The sequence below is a fragment of the Rothia sp. HSID18067 genome (genome assembly GCF_003989445.1).
GTDB lineage: Bacteria > Actinomycetota > Actinomycetes > Actinomycetales > Micrococcaceae > Rothia > Rothia aeria.
Window position 1 is genome coordinate 1 of sequence record NZ_RBMF01000004.1, and the last position, 26,481, is coordinate 26,481.

Annotated in this window: 27 protein-coding genes, 1 tRNA gene and 1 rRNA gene; 27 read left to right on the forward strand and 2 right to left on the reverse strand. The window is 58.0% G+C overall.

What is annotated here, in order from left to right; genetic code table 11:
• Nucleotides 1-2: 2 nt before the first annotated feature.
• The 19 genes from rrf (at nucleotide 3) to D8M23_RS10295 (ending at nucleotide 14,849) form a co-directional block, all read left to right on the forward strand.
• A 5S ribosomal RNA gene (gene rrf / locus D8M23_RS10215) occupies nucleotides 3-120 on the forward strand.
• A gap of 365 nt (nucleotides 121-485) precedes the next feature.
• Entirely contained in the window at nucleotides 486-1,370 is an 885-nt protein-coding gene (locus tag D8M23_RS10220) for a DsbA family protein (protein ID WP_006889125.1), read from the forward strand.
• Between the two features lie 197 nt (nucleotides 1,371-1,567).
• A tRNA-Thr gene (locus tag D8M23_RS10225) sits at nucleotides 1,568-1,641 on the forward strand.
• A 130-nt stretch (nucleotides 1,642-1,771) separates the two neighbouring features.
• Nucleotides 1,772-3,919, forward strand: coding sequence for an acyltransferase family protein (locus D8M23_RS10230; RefSeq protein WP_238693852.1), 2,148 nt, complete (start codon nucleotides 1,772-1,774; stop codon nucleotides 3,917-3,919).
• 147 nt (nucleotides 3,920-4,066) lie between these two features.
• Complete coding sequence (locus D8M23_RS12310; RefSeq protein WP_143536391.1) at nucleotides 4,067-4,168, forward strand: siderophore-interacting protein; 102 nt, start codon at nucleotides 4,067-4,069, stop codon at nucleotides 4,166-4,168.
• Between the two features lie 12 nt (nucleotides 4,169-4,180).
• Complete coding sequence (locus D8M23_RS10235; RefSeq protein WP_126854699.1) at nucleotides 4,181-5,047, forward strand: SGNH/GDSL hydrolase family protein; 867 nt, start codon at nucleotides 4,181-4,183, stop codon at nucleotides 5,045-5,047.
• Nucleotides 5,048-5,627: 580 nt separating this feature from the next.
• On the forward strand, nucleotides 5,628-5,864 hold the full coding sequence (gene rpmB / locus D8M23_RS10240) for a 50S ribosomal protein L28 (protein ID WP_006889129.1): 237 nt from the start codon (nucleotides 5,628-5,630) through the stop codon (nucleotides 5,862-5,864).
• Between the two features lie 4 nt (nucleotides 5,865-5,868).
• Nucleotides 5,869-6,042, forward strand: coding sequence for a 50S ribosomal protein L33 (gene rpmG / locus D8M23_RS10245; RefSeq protein WP_006889131.1), 174 nt, complete (start codon nucleotides 5,869-5,871; stop codon nucleotides 6,040-6,042).
• A 3-nt stretch (nucleotides 6,043-6,045) separates the two neighbouring features.
• Complete coding sequence (gene rpsN, locus D8M23_RS10250; protein WP_006889130.1) at nucleotides 6,046-6,351, forward strand: 30S ribosomal protein S14; 306 nt, start codon at nucleotides 6,046-6,048, stop codon at nucleotides 6,349-6,351.
• Nucleotides 6,352-6,443: 92 nt separating this feature from the next.
• Nucleotides 6,444-6,758, forward strand: a complete 315-nt coding sequence (locus tag D8M23_RS10255; protein ID WP_006889128.1) for an HU family DNA-binding protein — start codon at nucleotides 6,444-6,446, stop codon at nucleotides 6,756-6,758.
• A gap of 502 nt (nucleotides 6,759-7,260) precedes the next feature.
• A complete protein-coding gene (locus D8M23_RS10260) occupies nucleotides 7,261-8,055 on the forward strand; it encodes a hypothetical protein (protein ID WP_094758869.1) in 795 nt (264 codons plus the stop codon).
• Nucleotides 8,056-8,178: 123 nt separating this feature from the next.
• Nucleotides 8,179-8,958 (forward strand): hypothetical protein, encoded by a 780-nt coding sequence (locus D8M23_RS10265; protein WP_126854700.1) that lies wholly within the window; start codon nucleotides 8,179-8,181, stop codon nucleotides 8,956-8,958.
• Between the two features lie 358 nt (nucleotides 8,959-9,316).
• Nucleotides 9,317-9,637: a hypothetical protein gene (locus D8M23_RS10270; protein ID WP_126854701.1), complete on the forward strand. Its 321-nt coding sequence runs from the start codon at nucleotides 9,317-9,319 to the stop codon at nucleotides 9,635-9,637.
• A 1,086-nt stretch (nucleotides 9,638-10,723) separates the two neighbouring features.
• Entirely contained in the window at nucleotides 10,724-11,332 is a 609-nt protein-coding gene (locus tag D8M23_RS10275; RefSeq protein ID WP_126854702.1) for a hypothetical protein, read from the forward strand.
• Between the two features lie 311 nt (nucleotides 11,333-11,643).
• Nucleotides 11,644-12,312 (forward strand): hypothetical protein, encoded by a 669-nt coding sequence (locus D8M23_RS10280; RefSeq protein WP_126854703.1) that lies wholly within the window; start codon nucleotides 11,644-11,646, stop codon nucleotides 12,310-12,312.
• A 153-nt stretch (nucleotides 12,313-12,465) separates the two neighbouring features.
• Nucleotides 12,466-12,864, forward strand: a complete 399-nt coding sequence (locus tag D8M23_RS10285) for a hypothetical protein (protein ID WP_126854704.1) — start codon at nucleotides 12,466-12,468, stop codon at nucleotides 12,862-12,864.
• A complete protein-coding gene (locus D8M23_RS11735) occupies nucleotides 12,861-13,007 on the forward strand; it encodes a hypothetical protein (protein WP_153274078.1) in 147 nt (48 codons plus the stop codon). The genes D8M23_RS10285 and D8M23_RS11735 overlap by 4 nt, the downstream gene beginning before the upstream one ends.
• A gap of 440 nt (nucleotides 13,008-13,447) precedes the next feature.
• On the forward strand, nucleotides 13,448-14,140 hold the full coding sequence (locus tag D8M23_RS10290; RefSeq protein ID WP_126854705.1) for a hypothetical protein: 693 nt from the start codon (nucleotides 13,448-13,450) through the stop codon (nucleotides 14,138-14,140).
• A gap of 145 nt (nucleotides 14,141-14,285) precedes the next feature.
• A complete protein-coding gene (locus tag D8M23_RS10295) occupies nucleotides 14,286-14,849 on the forward strand; it encodes a hypothetical protein (protein ID WP_126854706.1) in 564 nt (187 codons plus the stop codon).
• Nucleotides 14,850-14,908: 59 nt separating this feature from the next.
• Here the strand turns inward: D8M23_RS10295 and D8M23_RS12315 are convergent, their stop codons facing one another.
• On the reverse strand, nucleotides 14,909-15,040 hold the full coding sequence (locus D8M23_RS12315) for a hypothetical protein (RefSeq protein WP_274543028.1): 132 nt from the start codon (nucleotides 15,038-15,040) through the stop codon (nucleotides 14,909-14,911).
• A 58-nt stretch (nucleotides 15,041-15,098) separates the two neighbouring features.
• On the opposite strand from D8M23_RS12315, the gene D8M23_RS10300 reads away from it, so the two are divergent.
• The 7 genes from D8M23_RS10300 to D8M23_RS10330 all read left to right on the forward strand — a co-directional run bounded on the left by D8M23_RS10300 (nucleotide 15,099) and on the right by D8M23_RS10330 (nucleotide 23,750).
• On the forward strand, nucleotides 15,099-15,764 hold the full coding sequence (locus D8M23_RS10300; protein ID WP_126854707.1) for a hypothetical protein: 666 nt from the start codon (nucleotides 15,099-15,101) through the stop codon (nucleotides 15,762-15,764).
• Nucleotides 15,765-16,510: 746 nt separating this feature from the next.
• The gene (locus tag D8M23_RS10305; protein ID WP_126854708.1) at nucleotides 16,511-17,320 is read left to right on the forward strand and encodes a hypothetical protein; all 810 of its coding nucleotides are present in this window, start codon (nucleotides 16,511-16,513) and stop codon (nucleotides 17,318-17,320) included.
• 75 nt (nucleotides 17,321-17,395) lie between these two features.
• Nucleotides 17,396-17,977: a copper resistance CopC family protein gene (locus D8M23_RS10310; RefSeq protein WP_126854709.1), complete on the forward strand. Its 582-nt coding sequence runs from the start codon at nucleotides 17,396-17,398 to the stop codon at nucleotides 17,975-17,977.
• A gap of 99 nt (nucleotides 17,978-18,076) precedes the next feature.
• A complete protein-coding gene (locus tag D8M23_RS10315) occupies nucleotides 18,077-18,859 on the forward strand; it encodes a copper chaperone PCu(A)C (RefSeq protein WP_126854710.1) in 783 nt (260 codons plus the stop codon).
• Nucleotides 18,860-19,197: 338 nt separating this feature from the next.
• The gene (locus tag D8M23_RS10320) at nucleotides 19,198-20,553 is read left to right on the forward strand and encodes a Dyp-type peroxidase (RefSeq protein WP_202976140.1); all 1,356 of its coding nucleotides are present in this window, start codon (nucleotides 19,198-19,200) and stop codon (nucleotides 20,551-20,553) included.
• 63 nt (nucleotides 20,554-20,616) lie between these two features.
• Nucleotides 20,617-22,785: a cytochrome c oxidase assembly protein gene (locus D8M23_RS10325; RefSeq protein ID WP_126854711.1), complete on the forward strand. Its 2,169-nt coding sequence runs from the start codon at nucleotides 20,617-20,619 to the stop codon at nucleotides 22,783-22,785.
• A gap of 170 nt (nucleotides 22,786-22,955) precedes the next feature.
• Complete coding sequence (locus tag D8M23_RS10330) at nucleotides 22,956-23,750, forward strand: L-threonylcarbamoyladenylate synthase (protein ID WP_161971670.1); 795 nt, start codon at nucleotides 22,956-22,958, stop codon at nucleotides 23,748-23,750.
• A gap of 132 nt (nucleotides 23,751-23,882) precedes the next feature.
• On the opposite strand, the gene D8M23_RS10335 is transcribed toward D8M23_RS10330, so the two are convergent.
• Nucleotides 23,883-24,638, reverse strand: a complete 756-nt coding sequence (locus D8M23_RS10335; protein WP_126854712.1) for a TetR/AcrR family transcriptional regulator — start codon at nucleotides 24,636-24,638, stop codon at nucleotides 23,883-23,885.
• A 370-nt stretch (nucleotides 24,639-25,008) separates the two neighbouring features.
• Between D8M23_RS10335 and D8M23_RS10340 the strand changes: the two genes are divergently transcribed.
• The gene (locus D8M23_RS10340) at nucleotides 25,009-26,247 is read left to right on the forward strand and encodes an alpha-hydroxy acid oxidase (protein ID WP_023134280.1); all 1,239 of its coding nucleotides are present in this window, start codon (nucleotides 25,009-25,011) and stop codon (nucleotides 26,245-26,247) included.
• The last annotated feature ends 234 nt before the right edge of the window (nucleotides 26,248-26,481 follow it).

Consider the following 26,481-nt stretch of genomic DNA (forward strand, 5'->3'; position numbering starts at 1 on the left):
TTTGCGGTGGTGATAGCCGGGGGGAAACGCTCAGTCTCCTTTTCGAACCTGGTTGCTAAGCCCTGTGGTGTTGATGGTACTGCATCTTGGTGGGTGTGGGAGAGTAGATGGCTGCCGCAATTTTTTTTGTGAGTGGGGGTCCCCTTTGTGGGGGCCCTCTTTTTTTTGTGCCCCCAGGGGGTGTGGGTGTGTGGGGTTTTGGTTTTAGTGTGGGTGTGCTGCGTGCGTGTGTGGGGGTGTTTGGGGTCTACACAAAAAACCAGAGCTATAAGGCGCCTGGTATCTTCACCCCCGTATGAGAAACATGACATCACTATCTGCGTAAAGGCATATATTTGCGTCGTAAAATAAGCTGAGAGCGTGAGAAAACTCCGAAACTCCGCAGAAATCGACTGATGGCTGGAATATGCATCCTCTAGTTCGGTAGTCTAGACGGGGTAATGATAAGGCGCAGCGTCGTGCGTCCTACAAGAAAAGGAACAGGTATGTCGAACGATGCCCGTGAAAAGGCCCGTCAAATCGCGGCCAAACAGGCACGCAATAACCCAACAAAATCAAACCGTCGCCTGCTGCAGCTGGGTGTGCTAGCGGTTGTCCTAGTGGCCGTGATTATTGTCGGTTTTGTCTTCATTAATGGGCAGAAGCAGGATATTCCCAAGGCAGGACCCGTGCCAGCTAGTGCTAACGAATACGGCGGTATCGTTATTACCAAAGACGGAATCGTCAAGAACGCATCAAAGCAGGATCAGCGAGACGCTGATAAACTCGGTACCTCCGATACATCCATTACTCCCTCTGCCAGCGGAAGCGCCACCCCGGAAACCCTGCCACTAGGCATAGAGAAAGCGGAAGAAGCCAAGAAGAACGGTAAGCCCGTACACGTGGTGATCTTCCAGGACTTCAACTGCCACCACTGCCGTGATTTTGAACAGGCAAACTACGAGATCATTAAGAAGCTCGTTGAGGACGGCTCCATTACCGTGGAATACCGTAATATGATCATTCTGGACCGTGGATCACCCACCCAGTACTCCGCGCGTACCGCAAACGCTGCCTATGCTGTGGCAAACCAGGTGAGCGCCGATAAGTACCTGGAGTTCCAGAAAGAACTCTTTGAACGGCAGGGCGGTGGGGACCTGAATAACCAGCAGATCGCCGACATCGCCGCAAAATACGGGGCGAATATTTCGAGCGACCTGAACGACAACAAGTGGCGCCCCCTCGTGAACGTGGTCAATGAAGAATCTCTCAAGAACGGTGTGCACGGCACTCCGGCGATCTACGCTGATGGGGAACAGTTCCCCGGGCCTAAATCCGAAGACTTCCCTAAGTGGGTTCAAGGAAAGATTGATGCCAAAAAGCAGCAGTAACAGGCTGGTCTATGGTCGCCTGTATGGTGCGTAAAATAACCTCAGGGTAGCCATACCACAAGGTGGGTCGCATACCTGATACGATAAATGTGTCAGGTATGCGACCCACCCCACACATAAACTGGAGTGATGTAGCCTATACTGAGCGCCTAAAAGGGCAGGAAATCGCCCATCGTAGGGTAAACTAGAGGTCGTATGCCTCCTTAGCTCAGTTGGCCAGAGCATCGGTCTTGTAAACCGAGGGTCACCGGTTCGAATCCGGTAGGGGGCTCACCCAAAATCCTGATTCGTCCCCTCCGCCTGTGCGGATGCGCTGAATCAGGATTTTCTTTCATACAGGGCACACCGATACAAACTATAAACCAACCGCAAGCATTCACATCAACCATAGAATGGCAACCATGTCAGACCAACCGTCAGCACGCACCGCACCGGCTCGCCCACAGGAGCCTAAGACCCTCGAAAACTTCATTGAGACACGCGGCTTTCGCCCCGAAATTCAGGGGTTGCGAGCCTTCGCAGTGCTACTGGTCGTCTTCTACCACGTATGGTTTGGCAGGGTCTCCGGGGGAGTGGACGTGTTCCTCTTCATCTCGGCCTTCCTGCTCTCGTTGTCTTATCTCCGTAAAATCAATGAGGGCCGCCCGCTGAACCTCATTAACTATTGGCTGCACGTATTCCAGCGGCTGCTACCCGTCGCTACCATCACCATTGCGGGTACGACCATTGCTGCGTTTTTCATTCTCGCGCCCAGCCGTTGGCCTGAGATTATGGCCGACGCCAAATCTTCGCTGTTCTACTACGAGAACTGGCACCTAGCGAATAGTTCAGTGGACTACTACGCCCAAAATGCGGCCGCGAAGACCCCCTTCCAGCACTTCTGGTCGCTCTCCATCCAGGGACAAATATTCCTTCTATGGCCTCTGCTGTTCGCCTTTGTTGCTTATCTGGTGCGCCGTCACAACTGGAACCTGCTCACCACAGCTGTGCTTGTTTTCAACACCGTGTTCGTGGCCTCCCTAACCTTCTCCATCATTGAGACTAACGCAAACCAGGGGTACGCGTACTTTGACACTCGCACCCGCCTCTGGGAGTTTGCTATCGGAACCCTGCTGGCCATGCTCACCCTCAAATGGAAGGCCCCAGAGAAAGCACGCGTCATTATGGGCTGGGTGGGCATCATCGGGCTTGCCATCTGTGGCGCCGTGCTACCGGTGCAGCGGTCTTTCCCAGGCTTTCTCGCCCTGTGGCCGGTGCTCTCGGGGGCACTTGTCATTATGGCTGGCCGCACCAATAGCAAATGGGGCATAGACCGGCTGCTGGTCTCCCAACCGTTGCAGAACCTGGGTAACATATCCTACGCCCTGTACTTGGTGCACTGGCCTATCCTCATTCTCTACAGCGCCGCTGTTGGTAAAACCGGGGTAGACTTTCTGGAAGGGACCCTGATTATTGTGGTCTCCGTGGCGTTGGCATGGCTGCTGACCCGTTTCATCGAAAAACCGCTACGGTACCGTAAAGACCCTTTCGTGCCCTGGCTCATGATGAAACTACGGTTTAAAAAAGTGTTCGTGGTGAGCACCTGGGCAGATCAGGCTGCTTTCCTTGTCGCCATCTTCCTGCTCGCAGGGATCCCGCTTGCCGGTGCACAGGCGTGGGTGAGCGCATCCAACACCAAAGCCGTAGCCAAAGCAGAACAGAGTACTGGCGATGAACACTCAGAGTACCCTGGTGCGCGCGCCATCGGTACCAACCGGGTGACATCAAACGACAACCCCATCCCTTCTACTGACCCCAAAAGCCAGTATGAGCGCCTGGACGGGGCTTGCGATGGGGTGTTTAAACCCAGGGATGAGTCGCTTTCCAAATACTGCAATATCCAAACGTACGGTGCGGATGATGCCCCGCTGACCGTTATTGTGGGCAACTCGCATATCGAGCAGTCTATTGCTTCCTTCAAACCGATCGCGGAGCAGACCCACACCAACCTGCAAGCCTACCTGCTGGGAGGGTGCCTGTACCCGACCCGAGGTGTAAACGCATCCGACGAATGCAGCGAATTCAACCATAAGGTGACCGAGGAACTTCTCAAACGCAAACCTCAGACGGTGGTGTTAACTGCAACTGTGGCGGATGCGAAAACCAATGAGGAACGGGTCGACCCGGCGCTGGATGAGACCGTCAAAAAACTTACCGATGCCGGGATTCAGGTGATTGGTTTGCGGGATAACCCGCGTTATGATTTCAACGTGTACGAGTGCGCCCAAAAAGCCGGGTCGGATATGAGCTCCTGTGCTCGTCCCGTGAATGAGAAGCTTGCTGACGCCAACCCCTCCCGCGAGGTGTTAGACCGGTACGAAGGCGCGGTGACCATCGACCTGGCTGACCTGTACTGTCCTGAAGGAACCTGCCAGCCGATCATCGGGAATGTTTACGTGTACATAGACGATAACCACGTGACAAAAAGCTACGCTCGCACCATGGCGCACGCCATTTACGAGCGTGCATCCCGCAGCGGCTGGTTGGTGACCGGCAGACTCAAGTTCTAGGGAAGAGAATTCAAATAAGTCTGCCAACTGGTTTGACAATAAACTCAAGGCGCTCGGCAAAACCTCAACAATATCACCCGCTATGACGTTATACCTGCCGTGTCGCCAATGACCCGCACGACATGTTCGTTGTGGGGAGGAGTCACGATGGGTAAACGCCTTCACAGGGCGAGCGTGCAGGAGGCAGGAACCCCAAAGGAGCAGGTGTCGTTTATGGGATACTGGCGTGTAGGCAAAACTGAGAGCTAGGGGAAGGGAACGGTGCTTCACCTTGATGAGGATGCTCGCCTGAACGGTGAGCCGGTACGCTATGTGGCCTTGGGAGATTCGTTTACTGAGGGGGTCGGCGATATTGATGAGTCCCGCCCGAATCAGGTGTGTGGCTGGGCCGATAGGGTGGCTGATGCGATAGGTGCCCGGGATGCGCAGGCGCAGTACGCAAACTTGGCGATCCGCGGGTATTTAATGGACCAGATCATGGATGAGCAGCTGGCCCCGGCTCTTGAGCTGAAGCCGAACCTGGTGAGTATTTACGGCGGGGGTAATGACATCATACGCCCCAACGTGGATATTGATGCGTTGGTGCAGCGCATGGATGATGCATTTGCTCTTTTGCGTGCAGAGGGTATTGAGGTGTTCACCATGACTGGTCTGGACAGTTTGGGGGAAGGCCCATTTGCCCGCACCCGTCCGCGCACGGCCTTGTATAACGAGCTGATCCGTGAGGTGGCTGAGAACAGGGGAGTGCACATTGTCGATTATTGGCGGATGCGTGATTTTGTGGATTGGCGGCTGTGGGCTCCCGATAAGCTGCATATGAACGAGTATGGGCACCAGAAGTTTGCGGCTCGGGTGCTGTCTTTATTGGGTCTTGAAGGCGCTGTGCCGGAGCCGCAGCTGCCGCCAGCGGTTGAGTTGAGCCGCCGTGAAGAGCTGGAGCAGAGCGCGCGCTGGGTGCGGGAGCACGCCCTGCCGTGGGTGGGGCGTAGGATCCGGGGAACCAGCTCTGGGGATGGGCTGCAGCCTAAGTATGCGGCGTTTCGTCCAGCGTTGTTTGAGCCTTCTGCCCGGGAGCTTGGCAGCGGTGTGGGTGTGCCCGCCAGCAAACATGCGGCGAACGCGGTGTAGTTTCTGGGTCATAGGGAACACCGCTGGTGTGGAAGGCTGCGGCCTGTGCTTTTGCGGTTTAATGTCTTAATCGGTGCTTTAAAGCTATTAATCTCACACAGCGAATTTCAGTTGTGTTATTTATTCAGGTTTTGGAGCACGCTAACACCCACTAAAACTATCCGCTACCGGGGTGAATAGGCGCTCTGACTTGCGCCAATACGGGACAGTGATAGAATATTCTGGTGGCTCTCTGGCCTGATGCTGGGTGGTTTCCGGGGTACTCTACAGGGTGCGCACCCTAAGGTTTTAGCGAGAAATCCGCAAAATTTATGGGGATTACCGGCGTCTAGGCTTGCGAGAGTGCCTTGAGTTACCTAGAATTTAAGGCTGTTCGTAGTGGTGAAAACGCCTCTCGACACTAATTTTAAGCTTCACCGTTTTTCCCGCGGCGGGGGCTGTTGCTCGGACTCTCACCCGGGTGGCGGTCTTGGACACTCTAGCCCGGCGAATAACCCGGTGCTTCTACATTGGTGACGGGACGCTTACGAGTAACATCGACTGCGTACCCGTCATAAAAATCAACCATAAGGAGTGAAACATGGCAGCAGTCTGCCAGGTGACCGGAGCTGTTCCCGGCTTTGGACACAGCATTTCGCACTCGCATCGCCGCAATAAGCGTCGATTCGATCCGAACGTTCAGAAGAAGACCTACTGGGTTCCTTCGCTTCGTCGTAAGGTAACCCTGAACGTGTCCGCCAAGGGCATTAAGGTGATCGATGTTCGTGGCATCGACGCCGTGGTCGCAGACATCATCGCACGCGGGGAGAAGATCTAGCATTATGGCATCTAAGAAGGCTAAGGATCTGCGTCCTATTATCAAGCTCAAGTCCACTGCTGGCACCGGGTTCACCTACGTGACCCGTAAGAACCGCCGCAACAACCCCGACCGCATGGTGCTGAAGAAGTACGATCCCGTCGTACGTAAGCACGTTGATTTCCGAGAGGAGCGCTAAATAATGGCCAAGAAGTCAAAGATTGCTCGCAATGAGCAGCGCAAGGTCATTGTGGCTCGTTACAACGAGAAGCGTCTTGCCCTGAAGAAGACGCTGATCGACGAGAACGCTACTCCCGAAGAGCGTGAGGCAGCACGCGTGGCGCTGCAGAAGCTGCCGCGTAACGCTTCCCCCGTTCGCGTTCGCAACCGTGACCAGATTGACGGCCGCCCGCGCGGTACCTTCCAGAAGTTTGGTATCTCCCGTGTGCGTTTCCGCGAGATGGCTCATCGTGGCGAACTGCCCGGCATTACTAAGTCGAGCTGGTAATTTCTGGTATTTTGTACCTAGGCAAAGTTATTTCTCACCGGAAAAAGCTTTGACTTAGTCGCAAATCTAAAGTCTCAGGAAGGGGCACCCTAATGGCTAAGAACCGTACCGAACTCGTTGCAGAGGTAGCAGAGAAGTCTGGCAAGAGCCAGGCAACCGTTAATGCAGTCCTCGACGCAGTGTTCCAGGTCTTCGAGACTTCCGTCTCCAAGGGCGAGAAGATCACCATCCCCGGGTGGCTGGCAATTGAGCGCACCGACCGTGCTGCTCGTACCGGCCGTAACCCGCAGACCGGCGAAACCATCCAGATTCCCGCTGGTCACGGCGTGAAGCTGACCGCAGGCTCCAAGCTGAAGGCAGCAGTCGCCACCAAGAAGAAGGCCGCCAAGACCACCAAGAAGAAGTAATTCTTGAGACTCTAAACTGTGAAGAGCCGCCTCCCCGCCGTACCGGTGGGGAGGCGGCTCTGTTTGTGTGCGGCCGGTTCGCATACGAAGCAGAAAGTCAGCCTATACCGCAGATAAAAGGATGTGAAAGCCACAGGTGCTGGGTAGCTTTGTGCGGGGCTGCGGGATAGACATGTGGCGAATATTGTAGGCGGTTTCGGGTGGGTCACCCGCCGAAAACAGGGTTTATAACGTGTGACACGCCGGGCGTTCATGGTTTTCTCAGGGAAAACACAGGTTTTCTTAGCTGGGGCATAGTGGACGTTGCTATGATATGGGTAATGATGGGGCGGCGCATGGTAGCTATCCGGCCAGCAGCCCCCGCGCCACGCCGGTAGAAGCCTCCACCCCGCACGCTGGGGCACGCAGTTCAGGGTCCGTCTGGGCTACGAGATACGGCGTTTATTCCGTCTTTCGGGAACCCCCAGCGATTCACACGCAGGACAAGAAAAGGACTTTCCCTATGACACCCCGACAGAAAACATACTATGCGGTGGTACCCCTAGCTCTTGCGGGTGTTTTGGTGTTGGGCGCTTGCGGAAAATCCCATGAGACCCGCCAGGCCTCGGACGCGGTGGCCTCAGCCCAGGCTGAGATGGCGAAACGGGCATCAGAATCAGCTTCTGCTTCCCCGTCCGCTTCAGCATCCGCCAGCTCCCACAGCGGTGGGCCTCACCGTTCTGAGGCACCCACCGCCGCACCGGTGCATGAGAGCACAGCAGCGCATACTGCTCATGAGGCGACAAATGGGGGAAACGGGGGGAATACTGAGGCCGCCGCAGCACCAAGTGCACGTGCCGACGGTACCGCTGCGCCTGCACCTGCGGCCCAGAACGGATCCAACCCCTCCGCCGCTGCCCCGCACGGTGGTGAACAGCAGCCACAGGGCGGAGCGACACAGGGGCAAGGCTCCCAGAACGGTGGCGGTTCTTCCGTCAATATCTCGGGGGGTAACACTCAAGCAGTTGCCGCTGGCGGCGGGTGGAGCACTACCGAATCTGACGGCGATGTTGTCTCGGTAAACCCGGACGGCTCGTGGGTGAAAACCGAGCCTGATGGCGACGTGGTGACCGTGAATTCTGATGGCTCATGGACGAAACGTGAGAATGACGGGGACACCGTCACCGTCAACTCTGACGGCTCGTTTGTGATGATTGAGGACGGGGCTCCCTCACATGACCGGCCGGATGTTCCTGAGCTCCCTGCGAAGCCGAACCAGAACGCGACCACGCCGAAAACACCGGTGCAGCCTCGCTAATAATGGCACACTGCAGTGTGCCAGGGCGCTGACTCACAAGGCATGAGGTACCTATTTTCCGGTACAATCATTGTGCCGCTTAGCTGGGGCGGCATACCAACCACGTGAGGAAAGAGCCCCCTGATGAAGAGTTCCGCACGAAAACTGTATGTGCTGCTTTCTTGTACCGTAGCGGGTGTCTGTTTATTGAGCGCCTGCGGCGGTACCTCGAATGAGACCCGGCAGGCTTCGGATGCGGTGGCTTCGGCGCAGGCTGAAATTTCTAAAGCGAAAGCGTCTTCGGAATCTGCCTCCAGTGCATCGCCTAGCACCAGTGCTACATTGGGCATGTCCCCCAGCTCATCTGACCACACCCCATCTGGCCACGCCCAGCCTGTAGAGCCTGAAAAGACAGCATCGGCAGCGCAGACACCAAGCAGCTCCCCGGCTGCTGCCAGTGCGGCCGCAGCTGGCGCGACCCCCAGTGTCAAAGCATCAACGGCATCTCCGCAACAAAGCGAAACGGGCACCATTGATCTGGGGTTCGGCACGATTCAGGAAGTCACCACCATTGAGAACGATGGCGCCTGGGAAGCGCGCAGTGCCCAGGGCACCACGGTGCAAGTTGATGACGATGGTTCATGGTATGTGAACGGCACGAAGGGCATCCTCTCGGTGGACAGCGACGGTTCATGGACCTGGACGAGCCACCCATCCGGAGGTATGGTGACCGTTGAGCGCAATGGTTCGTGGACCTGGACGGGCGGGCCGTACGGTATCGCTGAGATGAAGGTTGACGGCTCGTATAGCGCGACCAGTGGAGGTAAGCCGCAGACTCCGGCAAAACCCGCTGCTATTGGTAAACCGTCGAACGCAAAGGCAGCGGCCCCTGCTGTTCCAGCGACCCCGAAACAGCTGAAGTAAAAATAGTGCATATGTAAAATTCAGCATATTCCCAGGTGCACGCATCACTTTACAGGTGAAATGAATGCTTGGATAACTTTATGGTTAAAGAAGCTCATTGAAACATCTACCTGAGGGATGCGACTATGAATACCACCTCCACGAACACCCGTAAAATCGCTACCTGCGCCACCATTGTGTTTGCCGGAACGCTCGTACTGAGCGCCTGCAGCGGCGGTGAACTATTAAAGGCACGGAAGTAAGCTCCTCCAGCTCCGGGACAGCGCAGGCAACCGAACGCATACGGGATTTAGGTTTTAACACCAAAGACGCCACAGTTGAAGATAGCGGTGCTTGGCAGACTTATAACGGTCAGGGGATGACTCTTAAGGTGCACTCATCGGGGGCCTGGGAGGTGCGCAATTCACAGAATACGAAGGTGCTGGACGTGAAATCAGACGGCTCCTGGTCGTGGGCTGATGGCCCGGATGGCTCCATCACTGTGAATAAAGACCGCTCCTGGGAGCTACCCGGTGAGAACGGCAATATATCCGTCGCTGCTGACGGGTCGTACGATAGTACCGGGAAGAAAGACGATTTTAAGGGCCCTGCCAAGCCTGGTACTCCCGCAAAACCCGATAACTCGAAGGCCAAAGACCCGGCACAGCCCATCTCCCCGGGTAGCTCTGGGGCGGGCTAAGGCAGTGGTGAAATAGCCGCACCTGTGCCCTATGCACCCTGAGAGCGGGTACGGTCAACCTCACCAGAGAATGACGTCGCCAACGAACGGTACAAGATCATATTTGTGAACGGTATGCGCCCTCTGCTGGTGGTGCTGCGGGTATTTTAGCCTCGGCATCCTGCAGGGGGTGCCTTGTGCGTCAAGAACGCTTACGTTGACACACAATCATAAAATATAAAGTCAAAGTTGAGGGTTCTATTGGGTGCACCCTAGGGGTTTCACAGCTGAGAGCCGGTTTTTTTAGAGCGGCCATACAGCAGCGGTGAATAGGGTAGAGCTAACGCCGTAACCCGTACAGCGGGTACCTCCGAGAGAGGCAGCGATCCGCAACCGACCGAAGGGAAACAACAGTTCTGATGCGCTCGGAAAAGGACAACCGATAAAGGAAGCGGCGAGGGTGGATGCCGACGGCACTTTCCGCGTGCTTAAAGAGGGCGCAGTATCCAACGAGCCCCCGAAACTTCCAAAAGCTCCCGAAAAACCCGATAACTCGGCAGTTACCCCTGTCACTCCCGTACAACCCACAAAATCCATAACAGACAACAGCTAGCCTGCTTGTGCGGGAATCTCCCACAACATACGGGAACAGCGTCGTTCCCACCTGACACCCCCCCATCCCCGGGTGCCGCATTAACGCCGATGCGGCACCCGGTTCTCACCAACAGGACGCATCGCCCCCGGCGGGTGCAGACAGTAATAGCGGGGTAACGATGCTGGTGCGGCACAGCAAACACCTTTCATATCAGCAACGAAATCCTTAAGTCAGAATATTAAGATTTAACTATCACAGCTAAAGCACAGGTTTTCTGGGAGGAAACATAGAAAACCTTGATAAGCTGGGGATATCACCACAGGATGACAACATACAATCACATTAGGTTCAGCAGATTCTTCGCATTTGGCGACAGTTCCCCACGAACCCGAACCGGCACCGAGAATCAATTTCCCTCCCCATACGGGACGCACACACCTGATCCTATAATGTGCTGTGGTTGTGCATCCACCCGGTGGTAGCCAACCGACCACCCTTGAAGGGACAAGACAATGAACGCATCTGTCAAGAAAACTTCCGCATTCCTGACCATTGCGGCCGCCGGTGCGCTCGCGCTGAGCGCTTGCGGTGGTTCTAATAACGCATCATCTTCCAATAGTTCTTCGAGCTCCAGCTCATCAAGCGCTTCATCAGCAGCCAGCTCTTCTGCGGTTGCGACTCAGGACGGTACCGCATCCAGTGCGGCAACTGGTAGCGCATCTGCTAGTGCTTCTGGTGGTGCCTCCGGTGCCGCAAGTAGTGGCGCGGCTGGTGCAGCTTCGGGTGCAGCATCCAGTGGGGCAAACGGCAACGTGACCATGGGTGAAGGCGGCGCTTGGACCCTCACAGAGGCTGACGGCGACACGATCACAGTCGCAGCAGATGGCTCATGGACCAAGACCGAACGTGACGGTGACACCGTATCGGTGCAGCCTGACGGCTCGTGGACTAAAACCGAACACGACGGCGACAGTGTGACGGTAAAACCTGACGGCTCGTACAATCAGGTTGAGCACGACGGTAAAGCAGATAAGCCAGACACCCCGGACGTGCCCGCAAAACCGAATGCTGAGGCCGCCAACCCTGTCAGCCCCGTCCAGCCCACTAAGAAACTAGGTTAGGGACTCCGGCTCGTTCAACGGTTCAAAAACACGGACCTTGCTGAGGCTGGGTGCTGTACCCGCTGCGGGTACGGCACCCAGTTGCCGTACATATGGAGGCTCCCCACATATTATGGGGTACTTTTCACAGTTAAAACATAGCTTTTCATAGCAGGGGCATAGAAAACGACAGTAAAATTAAAAGGTCTCAACTGATGCGGAAAACCCCGCCTACACAGGCCAAATGGAGACACACAGGCGACTGATGGTGCCCCGAATCGTTGGGGCATAGCATAACCGCATACTAACAATCACATAAGAAAGAACTTCCGATGAATATCACCTCCAAAAAAGCTCCTGTTTTTGTGTCCTTTGCTGTGGCTGGCATGCTCGCGCTGAGTGGGTGTGTCTCAGTGAACTCTTCAGGATCGTCGTCTGATTCTTCTTCCTCTTCATCGGCTTCATCGTCGGCTAGTTCTTCGGCTTCTTCGGCTTCTTCGTCTGCGTCGGCCTCTGCTGGTGCTAATGTGTCGGTTGGTCCTGATGTGAATGTTGGTAAGGGCGGGGATGTGAACGTGTCTGCCTCGGCGTCCTCGGGGGAGACGGTCAAAGCTGATTCTTCGTCCAGCTCTTCGAGTGCCAATGGTAAAGCTGGAGAGTCGGACTCTGACAGCAGTTCTTCCGAATCTTCCACCTCATCGTCTGAGGGGGAACTGGCCGTTGCGAACAGTGGTGCATGGGAACTGAAGAAACCCGACGGAACCCACATCGTGGTCTCAGCCAGCGGTGCGTGGACTATGAAAAAGCCCGACGGGTTCGAGATTACTGTTAGTGCGAATGGGGCTTGGTCCACAACCGATGCCAGCGGTAACACCACCGCCATTGTGAGCGCTAATGGGACGTTCGAATCTGAGAACGGTACCCCCACCGCTCCGCAGGTACCTGCTAAACCGAACGATAAAGCAACTACCCCTAAAGCCCCTGTTCAGCCCAAACAATAGGCTTAAGGATCTCACCCACGCTAATAAGGTACTGAAACCTGAAGGCGTGGGTGAGCTTCTTAACTTTTAGCGGTTGCGTATGTGGCCGTTGGGTGCTTTTACTCCCAACTCTGATGAGCCGATTAGCTGTCGAATAAGAAAAGAGAAAATACGGTGAATATTTCCGTCCAAAAAGCTCCTGTTTTTGTGTCTCTTGCTGTGGCTGGCATGCTCGCGCTGAGTGGGTGTGTCTCAGTGAACTCTTCGGGGTCTTCGCCTGAATCTTCTTTCTCTTCATCAGCTTCTTCGTCTGCGCCAGCCTCTGCTGGTGCGAATGTGTCGGTTGGTCCTGACGGGAATGTGAAGATTTCCGGTAGTGACGGCAAGGGTAATTCGGCGGATGTGAACGTGTCTGCCTCGGCATCTTCGGGGGAGACGGTCAAAGCTGATTCTTCGTCCAGCTCCGCAAGCGCCAATGGTAAAGCTGGAGAGTCTTCCGCCGCTGCCGATAGCGGCTCTTCCAAGGCTAAGCTGGATATCTTCTATGGCGGGTCACGTGGACGTGGACCATGAAAGACCTCAGCGGCAAAGTCACCGCTGTTGAGGATGACGGCACCCCTTCACCAAAGGACGGTACAGTAGTTGCTCCCCAGGTATCTGCTAAGCCGAACACTGACGTCAAAGACCCACGAACCCCCATCTCTCCAAGTAAGTAACCTGCTGCTAACTGCACATGAATAGAATGCCCCAGCGGTTACCGCATGGAGATGGCACCGACCACTCTGAATAATAATCGGAGAATGATTGAGGTAAGTGTAATGTTTCATTCTCAGGATGCCTGACTGGTGACTGGGAAAAGGTATGACAATGTTGAGATTTCGTAAAAATACAGCGGCGTAAACAGTCTGTATTTTCTCGTCGTGAGAGCGTCAGGATAGTGCTTCTAGAAAGTGTGATGTGTCGCCACGTTGTCAGCGGTTCTTTTCAGGTAGACTGAATATCAGTGCTTTAACGGCCTGCTAGGGGTGAAACCGGTTCCGCACCAGTGAAAGTAGCCGCTAGTGACACGCCTTGCCTTTATGCTGGCTCAACATACGTTGGGATAAGCGTCTGGGGTGGGGACACACACCGATATACACTACCGAAAGGTCCCTCGATGAAATACAAAAAAGCACCGGCCCTACTTTCCCTCGCCTTCGCTGGTGTGCTCGCACTGAGCGCCTGCGGTGGAGGGCCTGCCTCCAACAACTCGAGCAGCAGCGCAAGCTCCTCCGCATCTTCAAGCGCGAGTTCCAGTGCTTCCGCATCGTCCTCCGCGTCAAGCAGTGCCAGCTCGGACAGCAGCGCAAGCACCTCCGGGGCAGCTGATTCCAGTGCGTCTGCAGACAGTGATAGCACCGAATCAACCGCCGAGAGCTCCAGCGGCTCAGACTCCAGCAGCGGTGCAGCTGACTCTTCAGCTTCAGCTAAGAGCGGCTCAAGCTCGGGTTCTGAAGCTGAGGGCCTGGAAGACGCAAAAGTGAGCCCTGACGGATCTTGGACTGCGACTGTAAGCGGTAACAAAATAGCTGTTGCTGCAGACGGTTCCTGGGTTATGAATCATGCCCAAGCAACTATCAGCACTGCTGTTGATGGTTCATGGGTTGTTAAGCATAGCAACGGTAACATTTTTACTGTGAAGGCCGATGGAACTTGGGTATTTACTGATGCTGCAGGTAATACCGGAACTTCAGAAGATGGTAAAGCTAATATTCAGATTCCTAAGGTTCCAGATTTAAGCTCTGAGAAGCCGTCAAAGGATGCGGCTTCTCCAAAGACCCCTGTGCAGCCCAAGAAAGTTAACAGCTAATTCTTAGGGGAGCATCCTTCACCTAGCGCCCGTGCACAGGGCGATCTAGAGTCCCGGGCCGGTGCAGTTTAGTACCGGCCCGGGGCTACCTTTATCCACCACAAGCTATAAGGGGTGCGTGACTGATATGCGGAAAGGTTCGCCAATGACGGCTGCTCAAAACGTACCGGTTCTTCTCGTTACGGTTCTCACCGGTGTGCTGGCCCTCGCTCTAACCGGGTGCACCACCAGCGGTGCGGGCGCGCCCACTGGTACTGCCTCATCCGTAGCAGCTGACACCGAGCCCGCCGAAAACCCCGGCGGTGTGCACGCCCTGACCTTCAACACCGACACCGCAGTCGTGCAAACAGACGGTTCTTGGTTTGTCACCAACCCTGACGGAACTCAGCTGCACGTTAACCCCGACGGATCATGGGCCGCAACCGGTAGCGACATTGGCACCATCACAGTAAACGCCGACGGCTCATGGCGGTGGACCGGATCCCCCGAAGGTGGAGTTATTGACGTTAGCCGTGACAGATCATGGACCTGGATCGGCGGTATTAATAAAGGCAGTATGCGTGTTAAAACCGACGGAACCTACGACAACCCCGGAGGCGGCGGCACCCCCGTGCTCCCCGCAAAACCAGGTACGCCCACGCCCGCCAGTGCACCCGGGGCGGCAACACCCAAAACCCCTATTAACCCCGCCATACCTGTAGAAAAATAGCGGCACCGCACCTTCTGTAAAACAACAGGCTGCTATCGTTACCTCTTTCCCTGTGGCCCTCAGAATTCGCGGTGTGCAATGCGGCGGAAACTAAAAGTACTCATGCGCCCCGGGATGAGCGCCATGCGTGAGGAAAACAGCCGCGCATTCTCAAAAATAAGCTGTAATTTCCCGGCGTTTACTGAGGTCACCCTGCTAAGCTAATAGCACCACACCGATATATGAGCCCCGTTGCATGAAAAGGACAAGATGAATACCGTCTTCAAAAATTCAAAAATATCTGTACTGACCGCTCTTAGCATCGCGGGGCTGCTCACTCTTAGCGCCTGCGGCACCACCAACACCATCTCTGAAGACAGCGCATCCGCAACCCCCAGTGAAACCAGCAGCGCAAGCACCACACCGAAGCCCACCGCCGGCGGCAGCAAAGGAACCGCAGCAGGCAAAACCACTGGTAGTGCAGGCGCAGAAACAAACCCGGTCACGGCAGGTTCCTCCACCCAGGCGAACCCCCACGAAAAACCTAAGACCAGCACCAGCCCCAGTGCCGCCGAAACCAGCGCAGGCGGCGGCACCCAGACGGATGGCAGCGGGCAGAAACCCGCAACCTCCGCAAGCAGCCCAGCCTGGAAGAACACCGAAAACGGCGGGGCAACCGTCACTGTGGGTACCGCAGGGTCTTGGACCCGCACCAACCCCAATGGTGACACCACCACGGTCAAAGCAGACGGCTCATGGGAAACCCGTTACGCCAACGGTGACACCGCAGAAGTGAGCGTAGACGGGGAATACACCGTTGTTAAAAACGGGTCTCCCACCACTGAAAAACCCGCAACACCGCAGGTTCCTACTGTGCCCAGCGGGCAGAACGTCACCCCCAAAGCGCCAGCAGAACCCACACAGACCTCCAAATAGTTCCCTCCATTGAGCGGATAACAGCTGCTCCCCGAACGTTGGCCTCAAAAACAAGCGGGGGAGTGGCGTGTGCCTTGTTGCGGCCCCGACCCTAATAGCAGACAGAGGCACACTACCTGCGGCAGGGGCGCCACGGTATCCCCGCTGCGGCAGTATCCCGCTACAGCTGAGGTGGGAGCCGCCTCGCCAAACCCCACTGCTTCGGTGCTCTCGCTGTTCACAGGTGGGTATCACAGTATAAACACAGGTCAAACATAGCCACCCCTTATATAGTGGAACCTATCACTACCGCAAGCCTGCAATAATGCGGGTGCACGAACTGCGGCAGTACACCCCAAACCGTATACCAACCACCACAGAGGAAAACCCTCATGACCACCTCCACTAGAACCCCCTCCATGCTGCTGAGCTGACGGTCACGCCTTCGCACAATCCCTTCGGGAAAGAAGCCGCCTACACCACCGTATGCGGCAGGCGAACAACTGACCCGATAAGGCCGCCAGCTCATAAGCCTGTGCGGAAAGAGCAGCGGCGCGTCAGTGCGGAAATAAGGCGCGCCGTACGGCTCAACCACCTCGGCACAGGAAGCTGCCGTTCAGGGGCCACAGGTAACGCTCCGCGCCTCGGGCGGTAGCCCAACAGGCGCCGCATCCAACGGAGGGTGCGGCGCCCTACGGTATTACCGGTAGAATGGGTGCTGTACACGAAAACCGCACACACGGTGTACCAGCAGCGAGGAGGCATATATGCGCGACGCAGCTAACGCTTACGCTCGGCGCGCCTTCACCCCTTGCAATACCCCCTGCGCATGCACTGAAACGGATGCGCACACGCTGTGCATCCCCACCCGCACCGCTCTAATGGGGCGTGCCTGGGCTATCTCAGGTACCGCCGTGCTCCTCGGCGCAGCCGGACACACCCTCGCCGGGGCCAGCGCGCCGCACCTTATGCTTCTCATCCTGTGCACCGCGCTTGGGGCGCTCATGAGCCTGGGGCTGCTGCTGGTTATGAGCCGGATGCGCAACCGCATCCCCCAAGCCCTCACCGCAGGAACTGCCCTAGGCGCCGTTGCCGTACAAGCACTACTGCACACACTCTTTAACCTCTCCCACGCGCCTTCCCTAGCGGGGGAGCACATCGCAGCCGCCCACGCCGGCACCGCCGCGCACGGGGCACATACCCATACGCTGGGCAACCATGTTTTACCAGGAAACACGCCCTATGACTATGACCCATCGGGCGGCGGGGTAGGCGGCACCCACACCCTCACCCACGCAGCGGCCGAACACGCGCATATGCCCATGTTCGGGGTGCACCTAGTGGCAGCTATCGCCAGTCTGGGGGTGCTCTACAGCGCCGAACGCACCCTCGCTCGCTTAATACGCTTGCTCGCCATGAAAGTGCGTGCCCTAGGGGTGGCGCTTTTCACCCCGCCAGCCGTGCTGCCGCTGCTGGAGCGGCGCATCCTGCTGTATATTCCGAACGCACCCGCCACCGGGCGGGTTGCCACCCTCAAATACTGCCGTATTGAGCGCGGCCCGCCCGCCTTCGTCTGAGAAAGCCAGCGTGCCAGATGGTGCACGCACCCGCACCCGGGTTACCGCAACCCGTGACTCAGACAAGGAAACACTATGCGCACTATTTTGCGTACCCTACTTGCCGCGCTCACGGCAACGCTGCTGACGCTCACCGCCACGCCCGCTTATGCGCACGACGAGCTCGTCAGCAGCACCCCCGCCGCCGATGCGACCCTCAGCAAGGCACCCACCGAAATCACGCTCACCTACAGCGCTAACCTCATGAACGTTGAGGGCGGCAACCGGGTGCGCGTGACCGACTCGGCCGGCAACTCCCTTGTTGAAGGGAAAGGCGACGCTAAAGTCAGCGGCAACACCGTCACCCAGACCCTCAACCTCAAAGACCCCGCAGCGGATGAAACGTACACCGTCACCTGGCGCGTGGTCTCATCCGACGGGCACCCCATTCAGGGTACCTACAGGTTTACTGTGGGGGCCGGTAAAACCGCCTCGGCACCTGTAAGCAGCGCCTCCGCCGAACAGAGCAGCGAGGCGCAGAACGGGTCGGACACGGAACATAAAGAAGGACTCGCCCCCTGGCTGTGGGGCGGCAGCGGGCTGCTGATCCTGCTGGTCGGGGCGATTGCGGTGATGCTCATCCGCAAACGCAACGACGGGCCGGGAACCAGTGAGTAGCCGCACTACCTCAGTAAGCGCAATAGCTGGGGTCGTCCCCTGACCTCAGCTGCGCACAGCACACACCGGGCGGTACCGCCCAGAAAGAGAAAACCAACCATGTTCAAGAATCATCAGAAGCTCGTAACCTTTACCTGCACCGCCGCAGCTGGGGTGCTGCTGCTCTCCGCCTGCGGGGGTGGCTCCACCAGCACCGGCACATCCGGTTCCGCATCAGCCTCCTCCTCGGCAAGCTCATCAGCCTCAGCGGGGGCCAGCGCTGCAGGCGGACAGGGAGCCAGCGCCTCGTCAGGCACCCTAAAAATTGAGGGGGCCTGGGTGAAAGCCAGCAAGGGCGGCATGACCGGCGTGTTCGGCAAAATCACCAATAGCGGGGACAAGCCGGTGAAGATCACCGGCGCCTCCTCGACCGCCACCGACACCGTGCAGCTGCACACCACCACCAAAGGCTCAGATGGCGGCACCAAGATGGAGCAGGTGCACGAGTTCACCATTGAGCCCGGTGCCACCCTGGAACTCAAGCCCGGTGGTGACCACATTATGCTCATGGATATGAGCTGCTCGCTCGCCGCAGGCGGGGCGACCACTGTGACGGTCAAGACCGAAGACGGCGCTTCCCTTGAATTTAAGCCGGTGGCCCGCGACTACCAGGGCGCGAAGGAAGAGTACAAGGGTGAAGGCTCCGCGTCAGCCACCGCCGATGCCTCGGCAAGCGGGCATGACCACTCGCATGAGGGACATGACCATGAACACGGCGGGTCCTCAGCCTCCGGGTCGGCCTCAGCCGATGAGCACGCTGACCATGACCATGGTGAAGGATCCCACGAGCATTCGCACGGTGCGGCAGGGGCCTCCGAATCGCCGCTGCCCGAGTGCAAGTAGCCGCAGCACCGCGCTAATACCGTAAATCGCTCTATGGGAGGCGGGCAAGCAGATGGCACCAGGTCATCACACGGTGCCTTGCGGTGCAGGACTTTTGAGCCCTGCACCGCAAGGCGCCGGCCCCGCCGCGAAACCCAGAAAAAACAACGGCAAACCACTCAGAACCGAAAAACTATTTGGTAAAATAAATGGACTTAAGCCGCGCCGGATCGGGCGGTAACCGGCCCTATCGTACCTACTGTAGGAAAGCCCGTAACCGGTGCAGCAGGATGCTACCGCCGTAGCATCCAGAATGCGCACACCACCTTACAACCACCACGAGTAGCGCAGGATAAAACATGCCACCCGAAAACCCACATAAAACCACAGATACTGCAGGGCAGACACCCCTAGGCGCAATGCGCCGCCGCACCGTCATTACCGGCGCCGCCGGGGTAGGGGTCGGCGCTGTTGCCGGGGCCAGCGCCCACGCGCTGCTGTCACCGCCCCGCTCGGACATGTCGGTCCCCGGGCGGAAACCCGCCGACATTGCCCTCACCGACGCCACGGCAGGATTCTACGGTGAACATCAGCAGGGGATCGCCACAGAATCCCAAGCGCACGCCCGGTTCATCGCCATTGATCTGAACGAAAACCTCCACGCCGAGGCAATCCAGCGGCTCCTGCGTATCCTCACCAACGATGCTGCAGCATTGACGAGAGGAACCGCCCCGCTCACCGACCAAGAACCTGAACTTGCCCAGGTCAGCGCGAACCTGACCGTCACTATTGGGTTCGGCCCCCGCATCTTCGATATCGCCGCACCCGAGAAAAAACCCGGCTGGCTCGCACCCCTACCGGCGTTCCCCGCCATCGACAAGCTTCAGGACGCCTACACCGGCGGCGACCTGCTGCTGCAGCTATGCTGTGACGACCTCACGGTACTCTCCCACGCCCAGCGGATGCTCACCAAAGACACCCGCTCCTTCGGGCGTATTAGGTGGGTGCAGAACGGGTTCCTGCGTGCTTTCGGGGCGGGCACCGGCACGCCGCGTAACCTGTTCGGGCAGGTAGACGGCACCGTGAACCCCACCGCCGACCCCGCCGCAAACCCAGGACGCGGCGGCGCCAGCCTCGACGACATCGTGTGGGGCAAAGGCAGCGCCAGCGCTGGTTACCCGCAGGCGTGGGAACCCGGCGGCACCTCCGTGGTGATTCGGCGCATCCACATGAACCTGGACACCTGGGATGAAGTAGACACCCCCGCCCGTGAGGACGCGATCGGCCGTAAACTTTCCAACGGGGCACCACTGACCGGGACAAAAGAATTCGACGACCCCGACTTCGCCAAAACCGACAACCTGGGGTTTGAAATGATCGCCCCCTACGCGCATATTCGCCGGGCCCGCGGGGAAGAACTCGATAAAAAACCGTGGGAGCGCATCCTGCGCCGTGCCTATAACTACGACGAACCCGTGGCGAACGCGGGCGGGCTGTCCCGGCACGGGGAGGTCTCCGGCGGTATCTCCAACGCGGGCCTGATTTTCGTGGCGTACCAGACCGACCCGGTGCAACAATTTGTGCCCATTCAGAAACGGCTCGAAAAACTCGATATGCTCAACACATGGACGATTCCCATCGGGTCGGCGGTTTTCGCTATCCCCGCAGGGGTACGTGAGGAAGGCGGGTATATCGGCGAAAGCCTCTTCACCTAGCCACCCAGAATGTACGCGCATACCTAACACGCACCATCGCACACACCACAGATAAAAAGAACTATGGCTACTATGTCTTCACAACCGCAGAAAACCGAGGCAAGCCCCAAGAGCGCCGCCGTGCGCCCCGGGCTGAGCGCACCCTGGATTGCCGCCTACGCGGGCGTGGGGCTGCTGGTGCTGATTATTTCACTGCGCATTACCGCCGCCAACGCCGCAACGGACTTAGCGGATGCGGGTGCACTCGTGCGCTGGGGGCTGCCCATCACCGAGGTTGTGCATAACTTTGCAATGGCGACGACTATGGGCGCGCTAATCTTCGCGATGGGCATTATTCCCCGCTACGCCGCCGATGCCGCCGGAACACGCCACGGCACACGCTCCGCACACAATACCGCTGAGAAAGAGTACAAGCCGTTCGCCGATGTGCTGAACCTTGCCGCCGCCTCCGCCGTGCTGTGGACTCTAGCGGCGCTGGCTGTGCTGATTCTTTCCTACGCCGATATTTCGGGGCGGCCCATTGGCTCCGGTGCCGAGTACGCCAGTGAGCTGATCAGCTACGTCACCACGTTAGATGCGGGCAAAGAAAAAGGCATGACCGTGGTGGTCGCCGCCGTGGTCGCCACCGCCTGTTTCGGGGTGCGTTCACTCATGGGGCTGTTTTTCATCTTCATGATCTCGCTCGTCGGTATCGCGGATATGGCGCTTTCGGGGCATTCCTCGGGCGGGCAGGACCATATGGGCGCCGTTAACTCCCTGGGGCTGCACCTGCTGGGGGTGAGCATCTGGTGCGGCGGGCTGATCGCGCTGGTGTTTATCTCGCGCGGTATTTCTGGTAAGGATGCGGGCACCGGCACCGTCGTTGAGGAGCGCCGCGGCGAACACACTGCGGCATCTCGTCGCTTGCCAATGGCCCATGCGGTACTGCGCCGCTACTCTCTGCTTGCCCTCATCGGGTTCATTCTCGTGCTGCTCTCGGGCATTACGAACGCCGGGGTGCGCATGTCGTCGTGGCGGGACTTAGGCACCGACTACGGCAAGATTGTGCTCCTAAAACTAGGGCTGACCCTGATTCTGGGAACTATTGGCGCGGCGCATCGCCTCAGGCTCATTCCCGCGCTCGCCGCCGGTAAGATGAGCGGCACACGCGCCCTGTGGAGCGCCATAGCTGCTGAGCTTGTGATTATGGGGGCGGCCTCCGGGCTGGGGGCTTCGCTATCACGCACGCCGCCGCCGGTTCCGGAAACTCTCGCGCCGGATGCCACGCCGGTGCGCATTATCACCTGGTACGACATGCCGCCCGAGCCGCATTTTCAGCGCTGGTTCACCGAGTGGCGTTGGGACTGGTTCTGGGTTGCTGTGCTGGGGTACCTGGCGATTGTATACCTGTGGGCATTCGTGAAAGTACGTCGTGCGGGTGACTCTTGGCCCGTGATGCGTGCCGTCTCCTGGATGTTGGGGCTGCTGGTGCTGAACTACATCACCTCCGGCCCGCCCGCCGTGTATTCGCGCGTGCTGTTTTCGGTGCACATGTTTGAGCATATGGTGCTCACGATGGTCGTACCGATTCTGCTGGTATTAGGTGCGCCCGTAACGCTGCTGCTTAAGGCGCTGGAGCCGCGCCAGGACGGCACGCGAGGCCCGCGCGAGTGGATTGTGCGCATTGTGCATTCGGGGTGGTCGAAAGTTGTTACGCACCCCATTTTTGCCGCCGTCAATTTTGCTGGCTCAATCGTTGTTGTTTATTTCACGCCACTTTTCGGGGTGATGCTGCGGTACCATATCGGGCACGAATTCATGATGATTCACTTTACGCTCACGGGCTATATCTTCATGCTGGTGCTGATCGGCATTGACCCGATTCCGCACCGCCCCCAGTACCCAATGCGCCTGATTATGCTGATCGCAACCCTGGGGTACCACGCCTTCGTGGGTATTTCGATCATGAACTCGAAGGCCCTGCTGGCCGCCTCCTGGTTCGGTAACTTGGGGCGCACCTGGGGTCTGTCGGCGCTGGACGATCAGAAGATGGGCGGTGCGCTCATGTGGGGTATCGGCGAAATCCCGACCATGATCGTGGCGGTTGCGGTGGGCTTCCAGTGGGCAAAGGCCGACAAAAAACTCGCTGCACGCATTGACCGGCAGGCCGAGCGTGACGGGGACGCCGAACTGAACGCCTACAACGAAATGTTTGAGCGTCTGCACGAGGAGGACACGCGCCGCGGCCTATAACCGTGTGCCAGAAAGCCCCGCCCGGGCTCTATGATGATGCCCCCTTTGCGGGTTTTTCGTCCCGTGAGCGTGACGTGCTGGCGGTGGTTTCTCCCGGAGGCTCTTCTCATTATGTGGATGTCTGCCCTGACCGTCGCGCCAACAAAAGCCTGCGGAATATAATAAACCCCATGACTAACAACGCAGCATCAGCCCCCACCTTCGAAGAATGGACCGGGGAAGCATCCCCGCAGGCCGTATCTATTCTCTCTGGTAAAGGCGGCCTTATTGTATCCCCCACAAAGGTCGGTTACATTCTCATGGCAACCGACGGCGAAGGACTAGAACGTAAGTTTGACGCGAAACAGCGCAAGCGCCAGAAGCCTGGCGTTGTGCTGTGCGGTTCCATGGAGCAGCTTGAGGCTCTCGCCCAGCTAACCCCGGAAATCCGCGACTTCTACCAGAAACACTGGGACGAGGACATCCTGCTGGGGTGCATCCTGCCGTGGCGTGAGGACGCCGAGAAGTACCTGCCGGATGAGACCACCAAGGAACTGACCCGAGACACCCGCGCGACCAGCTGCTTCGTGATCCGTTTCGGCGTGCCCGGTGAGCAGATCGTGCGTAAGCTGTGGGAAGGCGGGCGCCTGACCTTCGCAAGCTCAGCAAACCCCTCCGGTATTGGCAATAAGGGCCGTGCCAGCGGCATTGGTGAGCGCATTGAAAGCAGCGTGGATTTGATTATCCGCTCCGACGAGTATGTGAAGTCCATTCAGCCCGATAAGTCTGAGGAGACCCGCCACGAGCAGGGCGTGATGGTGTCCATGGTTGATGATGAGGGCGAGATTGTCCCCGAACAGCACGGCGAGCGTGGGGTAACCCCCGCACCGGTGCTGATCCGTAAGGGCCTGGATTATGAGGCGATTATGCGTCACCTCTCCGACTCGTTCCCCAGCTGGGACTACCGCCACGGCATGTACTACTAGGATGGCGTATCCGGCGGGGAAACCGCCGAACCTGCGCCGTTAGCCTCCGCACGTGAACGCACAGTGTGCAGGGTCTAGAAACCAGATAGTCTTCCGCCCCAACCGGCCTGTAGCTGGTTGGGGCGGGAGCTTTTATGTGGGGGTATCGTCGGAGTGTTCTGCCGGTGAGTCATCGGGGAGGGCGGAGGCATCCGGGGGCTGCTGCGGCGCGAGTGATTGCGCGATACCGTCAAGGATGATGGTGATCTTGCAGATGAGCCAGTCATACGGGTCACGCGTAAAAACATCCAGTATTGCCTGTTGGGCCTGCTCCCGGTAGGGGTCAGTATCCTGGTCCTGATCCTGCTGGTGCGGTGCGGGCTGGTCTTGCCCCACCTGCTCCAGGATGTTCTCCCGCCCCGGGCCGCTATCGGGGATGAGGGCGTCAATATGCTCGACTCCGCGCCTGTTGTCGATCACCATATCGAAAAGGGTGTCGCAGGCAATAACAGCGTTTTCGGGGGTGAACCCGCGGCGAATCAGGGCAGCACATAGCTCTTCCAGGAAGTACATGGCCACGGCGGGAACCACCCCGCGTGCGGCTTCGGTGGCGGAGCCGGGGTATTTCTCAAAACTGCGCCACAGGTGCACCGCCTGGGAATGGAGGATGTCCCGCCAGTGCCCTTCAAGCGGGGGCATTTCAACTTGGGAGAACGCATAGTTCAGGCCCATTCGTACAAGCTCGTCGCGGTCGGGGGCGTACCGGTAGAGGGTGCTTTCACCCACCCCCAGTTTTTCGCGTACCGCCGCGAAGGTGAGGTTTGGGAAACCAACGTCAATGACTGCCTGCGCTATCTGGTCATGGGTGATGCGGGGCGGGCGTCCGCGTCGTGATTGGGTCTGGTCCATGGTGAAGTCCTTGTGTGCGCTGTGTGGTTGTTTGTTTTTCACCGTCTACTTCCGATACTACGCTACTGGGCAGAGTTTTATCAGTCATCGGTGTGTTCTGGCTTGTGGAATACCTTTGTGGGGTTTCCCGTGCGGAGAACATGCTGTGCGGGGATGTGCGCTCCCGGTGTGGGTTTGTGCCTGCGGAATACCGCATCACCACACAGATTTTAATAAGTACAGCCTACCCTAATAATTGACTTTACGTTAGCTTAAGCTTACTTTTAAGGGTGTGTGGTCTAACCGCATATGAGAGGTGGCCCACCCCCGCCCCTCGCCGACACGAAGGTACAGCAATGACGCGGTGACACCGCAGAAAGAAGGCGCATCAATGGTACAGCGTCAGTTTCCCAAACCGAGCGAACTCATGGAATTCATGCAGTTCAAAAAGCCTAGCCTGGACTTCACCGGAAACCGCCTGGAAAAAGCGCTGACCATCTACGACCTGCGCAAAATCGCTAAGCGCCGCACCCCCGCCGCTGCCTTCGACTACACCGACGGAGCCGCCGAAGGTGAATTCTCCATGAACCGTGCCCGCCAGGCATTCGAAGACATCGAGTTTCACCCCGGCGTGCTCACTGATGTTTCGACCGTAGACACCACCACCGAGGTACTGGGCGGCACCTCCGCCATGCCGTTCGGTATTGCCCCCACCGGCTTCACCCGCCTGATGCAAACCGAAGGCGAGATCGCGGGGTCTGGCGCCGCCGGCGCGGCAGGCATCCCGTTCTGCCTCTCAACACTGGGCACCACCAGCATTGAGGATGTGCGCAAGGTAAACCCCGACGGGCGCCTCTGGTTCCAGCTATACGTGATGCGTGAGCGTGAAATCTCCTACGGGCTGGTTGAACGCGCCGCCAAGGCCGGGTTCGACACGCTCTTCTTTACTGTAGACACCCCGGTAGCTGGCGCACGACTGCGCGATAAGCGCAACGGTTTCTCCATCCCGCCGCAGCTGTCGCTCAAGACCGTAGCGAACGCTATCCCGCGCCCCTGGTGGTGGTACGACTTCCTGACCACCCCCAAGCTGGAATTCGCCTCGCTCTCCTCAACCGGCGGTACCGTGGGCGAGCTGCTGAACGCGGCGATGGACCCCTCCATTAACTATGAGGACCTGAAAGAAATCCGCAGCATCTGGCCCGGCAAGATCGTCATTAAGGGCGTGCAGAATGTTGAGGACTCCAAGAAACTTGCCGATTTGGGTGTGGACGGTATTCTGCTGTCGAACCACGGCGGACGCCAGCTGGACCGCGCACCCGTACCGTTCCACCTGCTCCCGGAGGTAGTGCGTGAAGTCGGTATGGACACCGAGGTGATGGTTGATACCGGGATTATGAATGGCGCCGACGTGGTGGCCTGCCTGGCACTGGGTGCGAAGTTCACCCTGATTGGGCGCGCCTATCTGTACGGGCTGATGGCAGGTGGCCGCCGCGGCGTGGACCGCACCATCGAAATTCTCTCCGAAGAGGTGCGCCGCACCATGAAGCTGCTGCAGGTGCAGAACGTGGCTGAGCTGGAGCCCAAACACGTAACCCAGCTGCGCCGCCTGCAGCCGATTCCGAAGCACTAAAATCTGCCCGCACCGTGTAATAGCCCGCCCGCCGGATATCCCGACGGGCGGGCGCACTTATTTATAAAGTACGGGCGGAAAGAAAAACTATCTGCCGGACAAAACTATTGGCGTGCGAATGAGGAACAACCCCGCAGGCCGCCATAACAACAGGGGAGCAGGAGACTCTATGACAGAATATGACGGCGTATTGCGGGGCGAGTTCATAAACTTTTACCGCCCGGTGAACACGCC

Excerpts from the sequence above, each read along its gene's own strand:
- D8M23_RS10220 (WP_006889125.1), top strand. The coding sequence starts at position 486 with ATGTCGAACGATGCCCGTGAAAAGGCCCGTCAAATCGCGGCCAAACAG.
- D8M23_RS10230 (WP_238693852.1), top strand. The coding sequence starts at position 1,772 with ATGTCAGACCAACCGTCAGCACGCACCGCACCGGCTCGCCCACAGGAG.
- D8M23_RS12310 (WP_143536391.1), top strand. The coding sequence starts at position 4,067 with ATGGGTAAACGCCTTCACAGGGCGAGCGTGCAGGAGGCAGGAACCCCA.
- rpmB (WP_006889129.1), top strand. The coding sequence starts at position 5,628 with ATGGCAGCAGTCTGCCAGGTGACCGGAGCTGTTCCCGGCTTTGGACAC.
- rpmG (WP_006889131.1), top strand. The coding sequence starts at position 5,869 with ATGGCATCTAAGAAGGCTAAGGATCTGCGTCCTATTATCAAGCTCAAG.
- rpsN (WP_006889130.1), top strand. The coding sequence starts at position 6,046 with ATGGCCAAGAAGTCAAAGATTGCTCGCAATGAGCAGCGCAAGGTCATT.
- D8M23_RS10255 (WP_006889128.1), top strand. The coding sequence starts at position 6,444 with ATGGCTAAGAACCGTACCGAACTCGTTGCAGAGGTAGCAGAGAAGTCT.
- D8M23_RS10260 (WP_094758869.1), top strand. The coding sequence starts at position 7,261 with ATGACACCCCGACAGAAAACATACTATGCGGTGGTACCCCTAGCTCTT.
- D8M23_RS10265 (WP_126854700.1), top strand. The coding sequence starts at position 8,179 with ATGAAGAGTTCCGCACGAAAACTGTATGTGCTGCTTTCTTGTACCGTA.
- D8M23_RS10270 (WP_126854701.1), top strand. The coding sequence starts at position 9,317 with ATGACTCTTAAGGTGCACTCATCGGGGGCCTGGGAGGTGCGCAATTCA.
- D8M23_RS10275 (WP_126854702.1), top strand. The coding sequence starts at position 10,724 with ATGAACGCATCTGTCAAGAAAACTTCCGCATTCCTGACCATTGCGGCC.
- D8M23_RS10280 (WP_126854703.1), top strand. The coding sequence starts at position 11,644 with ATGAATATCACCTCCAAAAAAGCTCCTGTTTTTGTGTCCTTTGCTGTG.
- D8M23_RS11735 (WP_153274078.1), top strand. The coding sequence starts at position 12,861 with ATGAAAGACCTCAGCGGCAAAGTCACCGCTGTTGAGGATGACGGCACC.
- D8M23_RS10290 (WP_126854705.1), top strand. The coding sequence starts at position 13,448 with ATGAAATACAAAAAAGCACCGGCCCTACTTTCCCTCGCCTTCGCTGGT.
- D8M23_RS10295 (WP_126854706.1), top strand. The coding sequence starts at position 14,286 with ATGACGGCTGCTCAAAACGTACCGGTTCTTCTCGTTACGGTTCTCACC.
- D8M23_RS10300 (WP_126854707.1), top strand. The coding sequence starts at position 15,099 with ATGAATACCGTCTTCAAAAATTCAAAAATATCTGTACTGACCGCTCTT.
- D8M23_RS10305 (WP_126854708.1), top strand. The coding sequence starts at position 16,511 with ATGCGCGACGCAGCTAACGCTTACGCTCGGCGCGCCTTCACCCCTTGC.
- D8M23_RS10310 (WP_126854709.1), top strand. The coding sequence starts at position 17,396 with ATGCGCACTATTTTGCGTACCCTACTTGCCGCGCTCACGGCAACGCTG.
- D8M23_RS10315 (WP_126854710.1), top strand. The coding sequence starts at position 18,077 with ATGTTCAAGAATCATCAGAAGCTCGTAACCTTTACCTGCACCGCCGCA.
- D8M23_RS10320 (WP_202976140.1), top strand. The coding sequence starts at position 19,198 with ATGCCACCCGAAAACCCACATAAAACCACAGATACTGCAGGGCAGACA.
- D8M23_RS10325 (WP_126854711.1), top strand. The coding sequence starts at position 20,617 with ATGGCTACTATGTCTTCACAACCGCAGAAAACCGAGGCAAGCCCCAAG.
- D8M23_RS10330 (WP_161971670.1), top strand. The coding sequence starts at position 22,956 with ATGACTAACAACGCAGCATCAGCCCCCACCTTCGAAGAATGGACCGGG.
- D8M23_RS10335 (WP_126854712.1), bottom strand. The coding sequence starts at position 24,638 with ATGGACCAGACCCAATCACGACGCGGACGCCCGCCCCGCATCACCCAT.
- D8M23_RS10340 (WP_023134280.1), top strand. The coding sequence starts at position 25,009 with ATGGTACAGCGTCAGTTTCCCAAACCGAGCGAACTCATGGAATTCATG.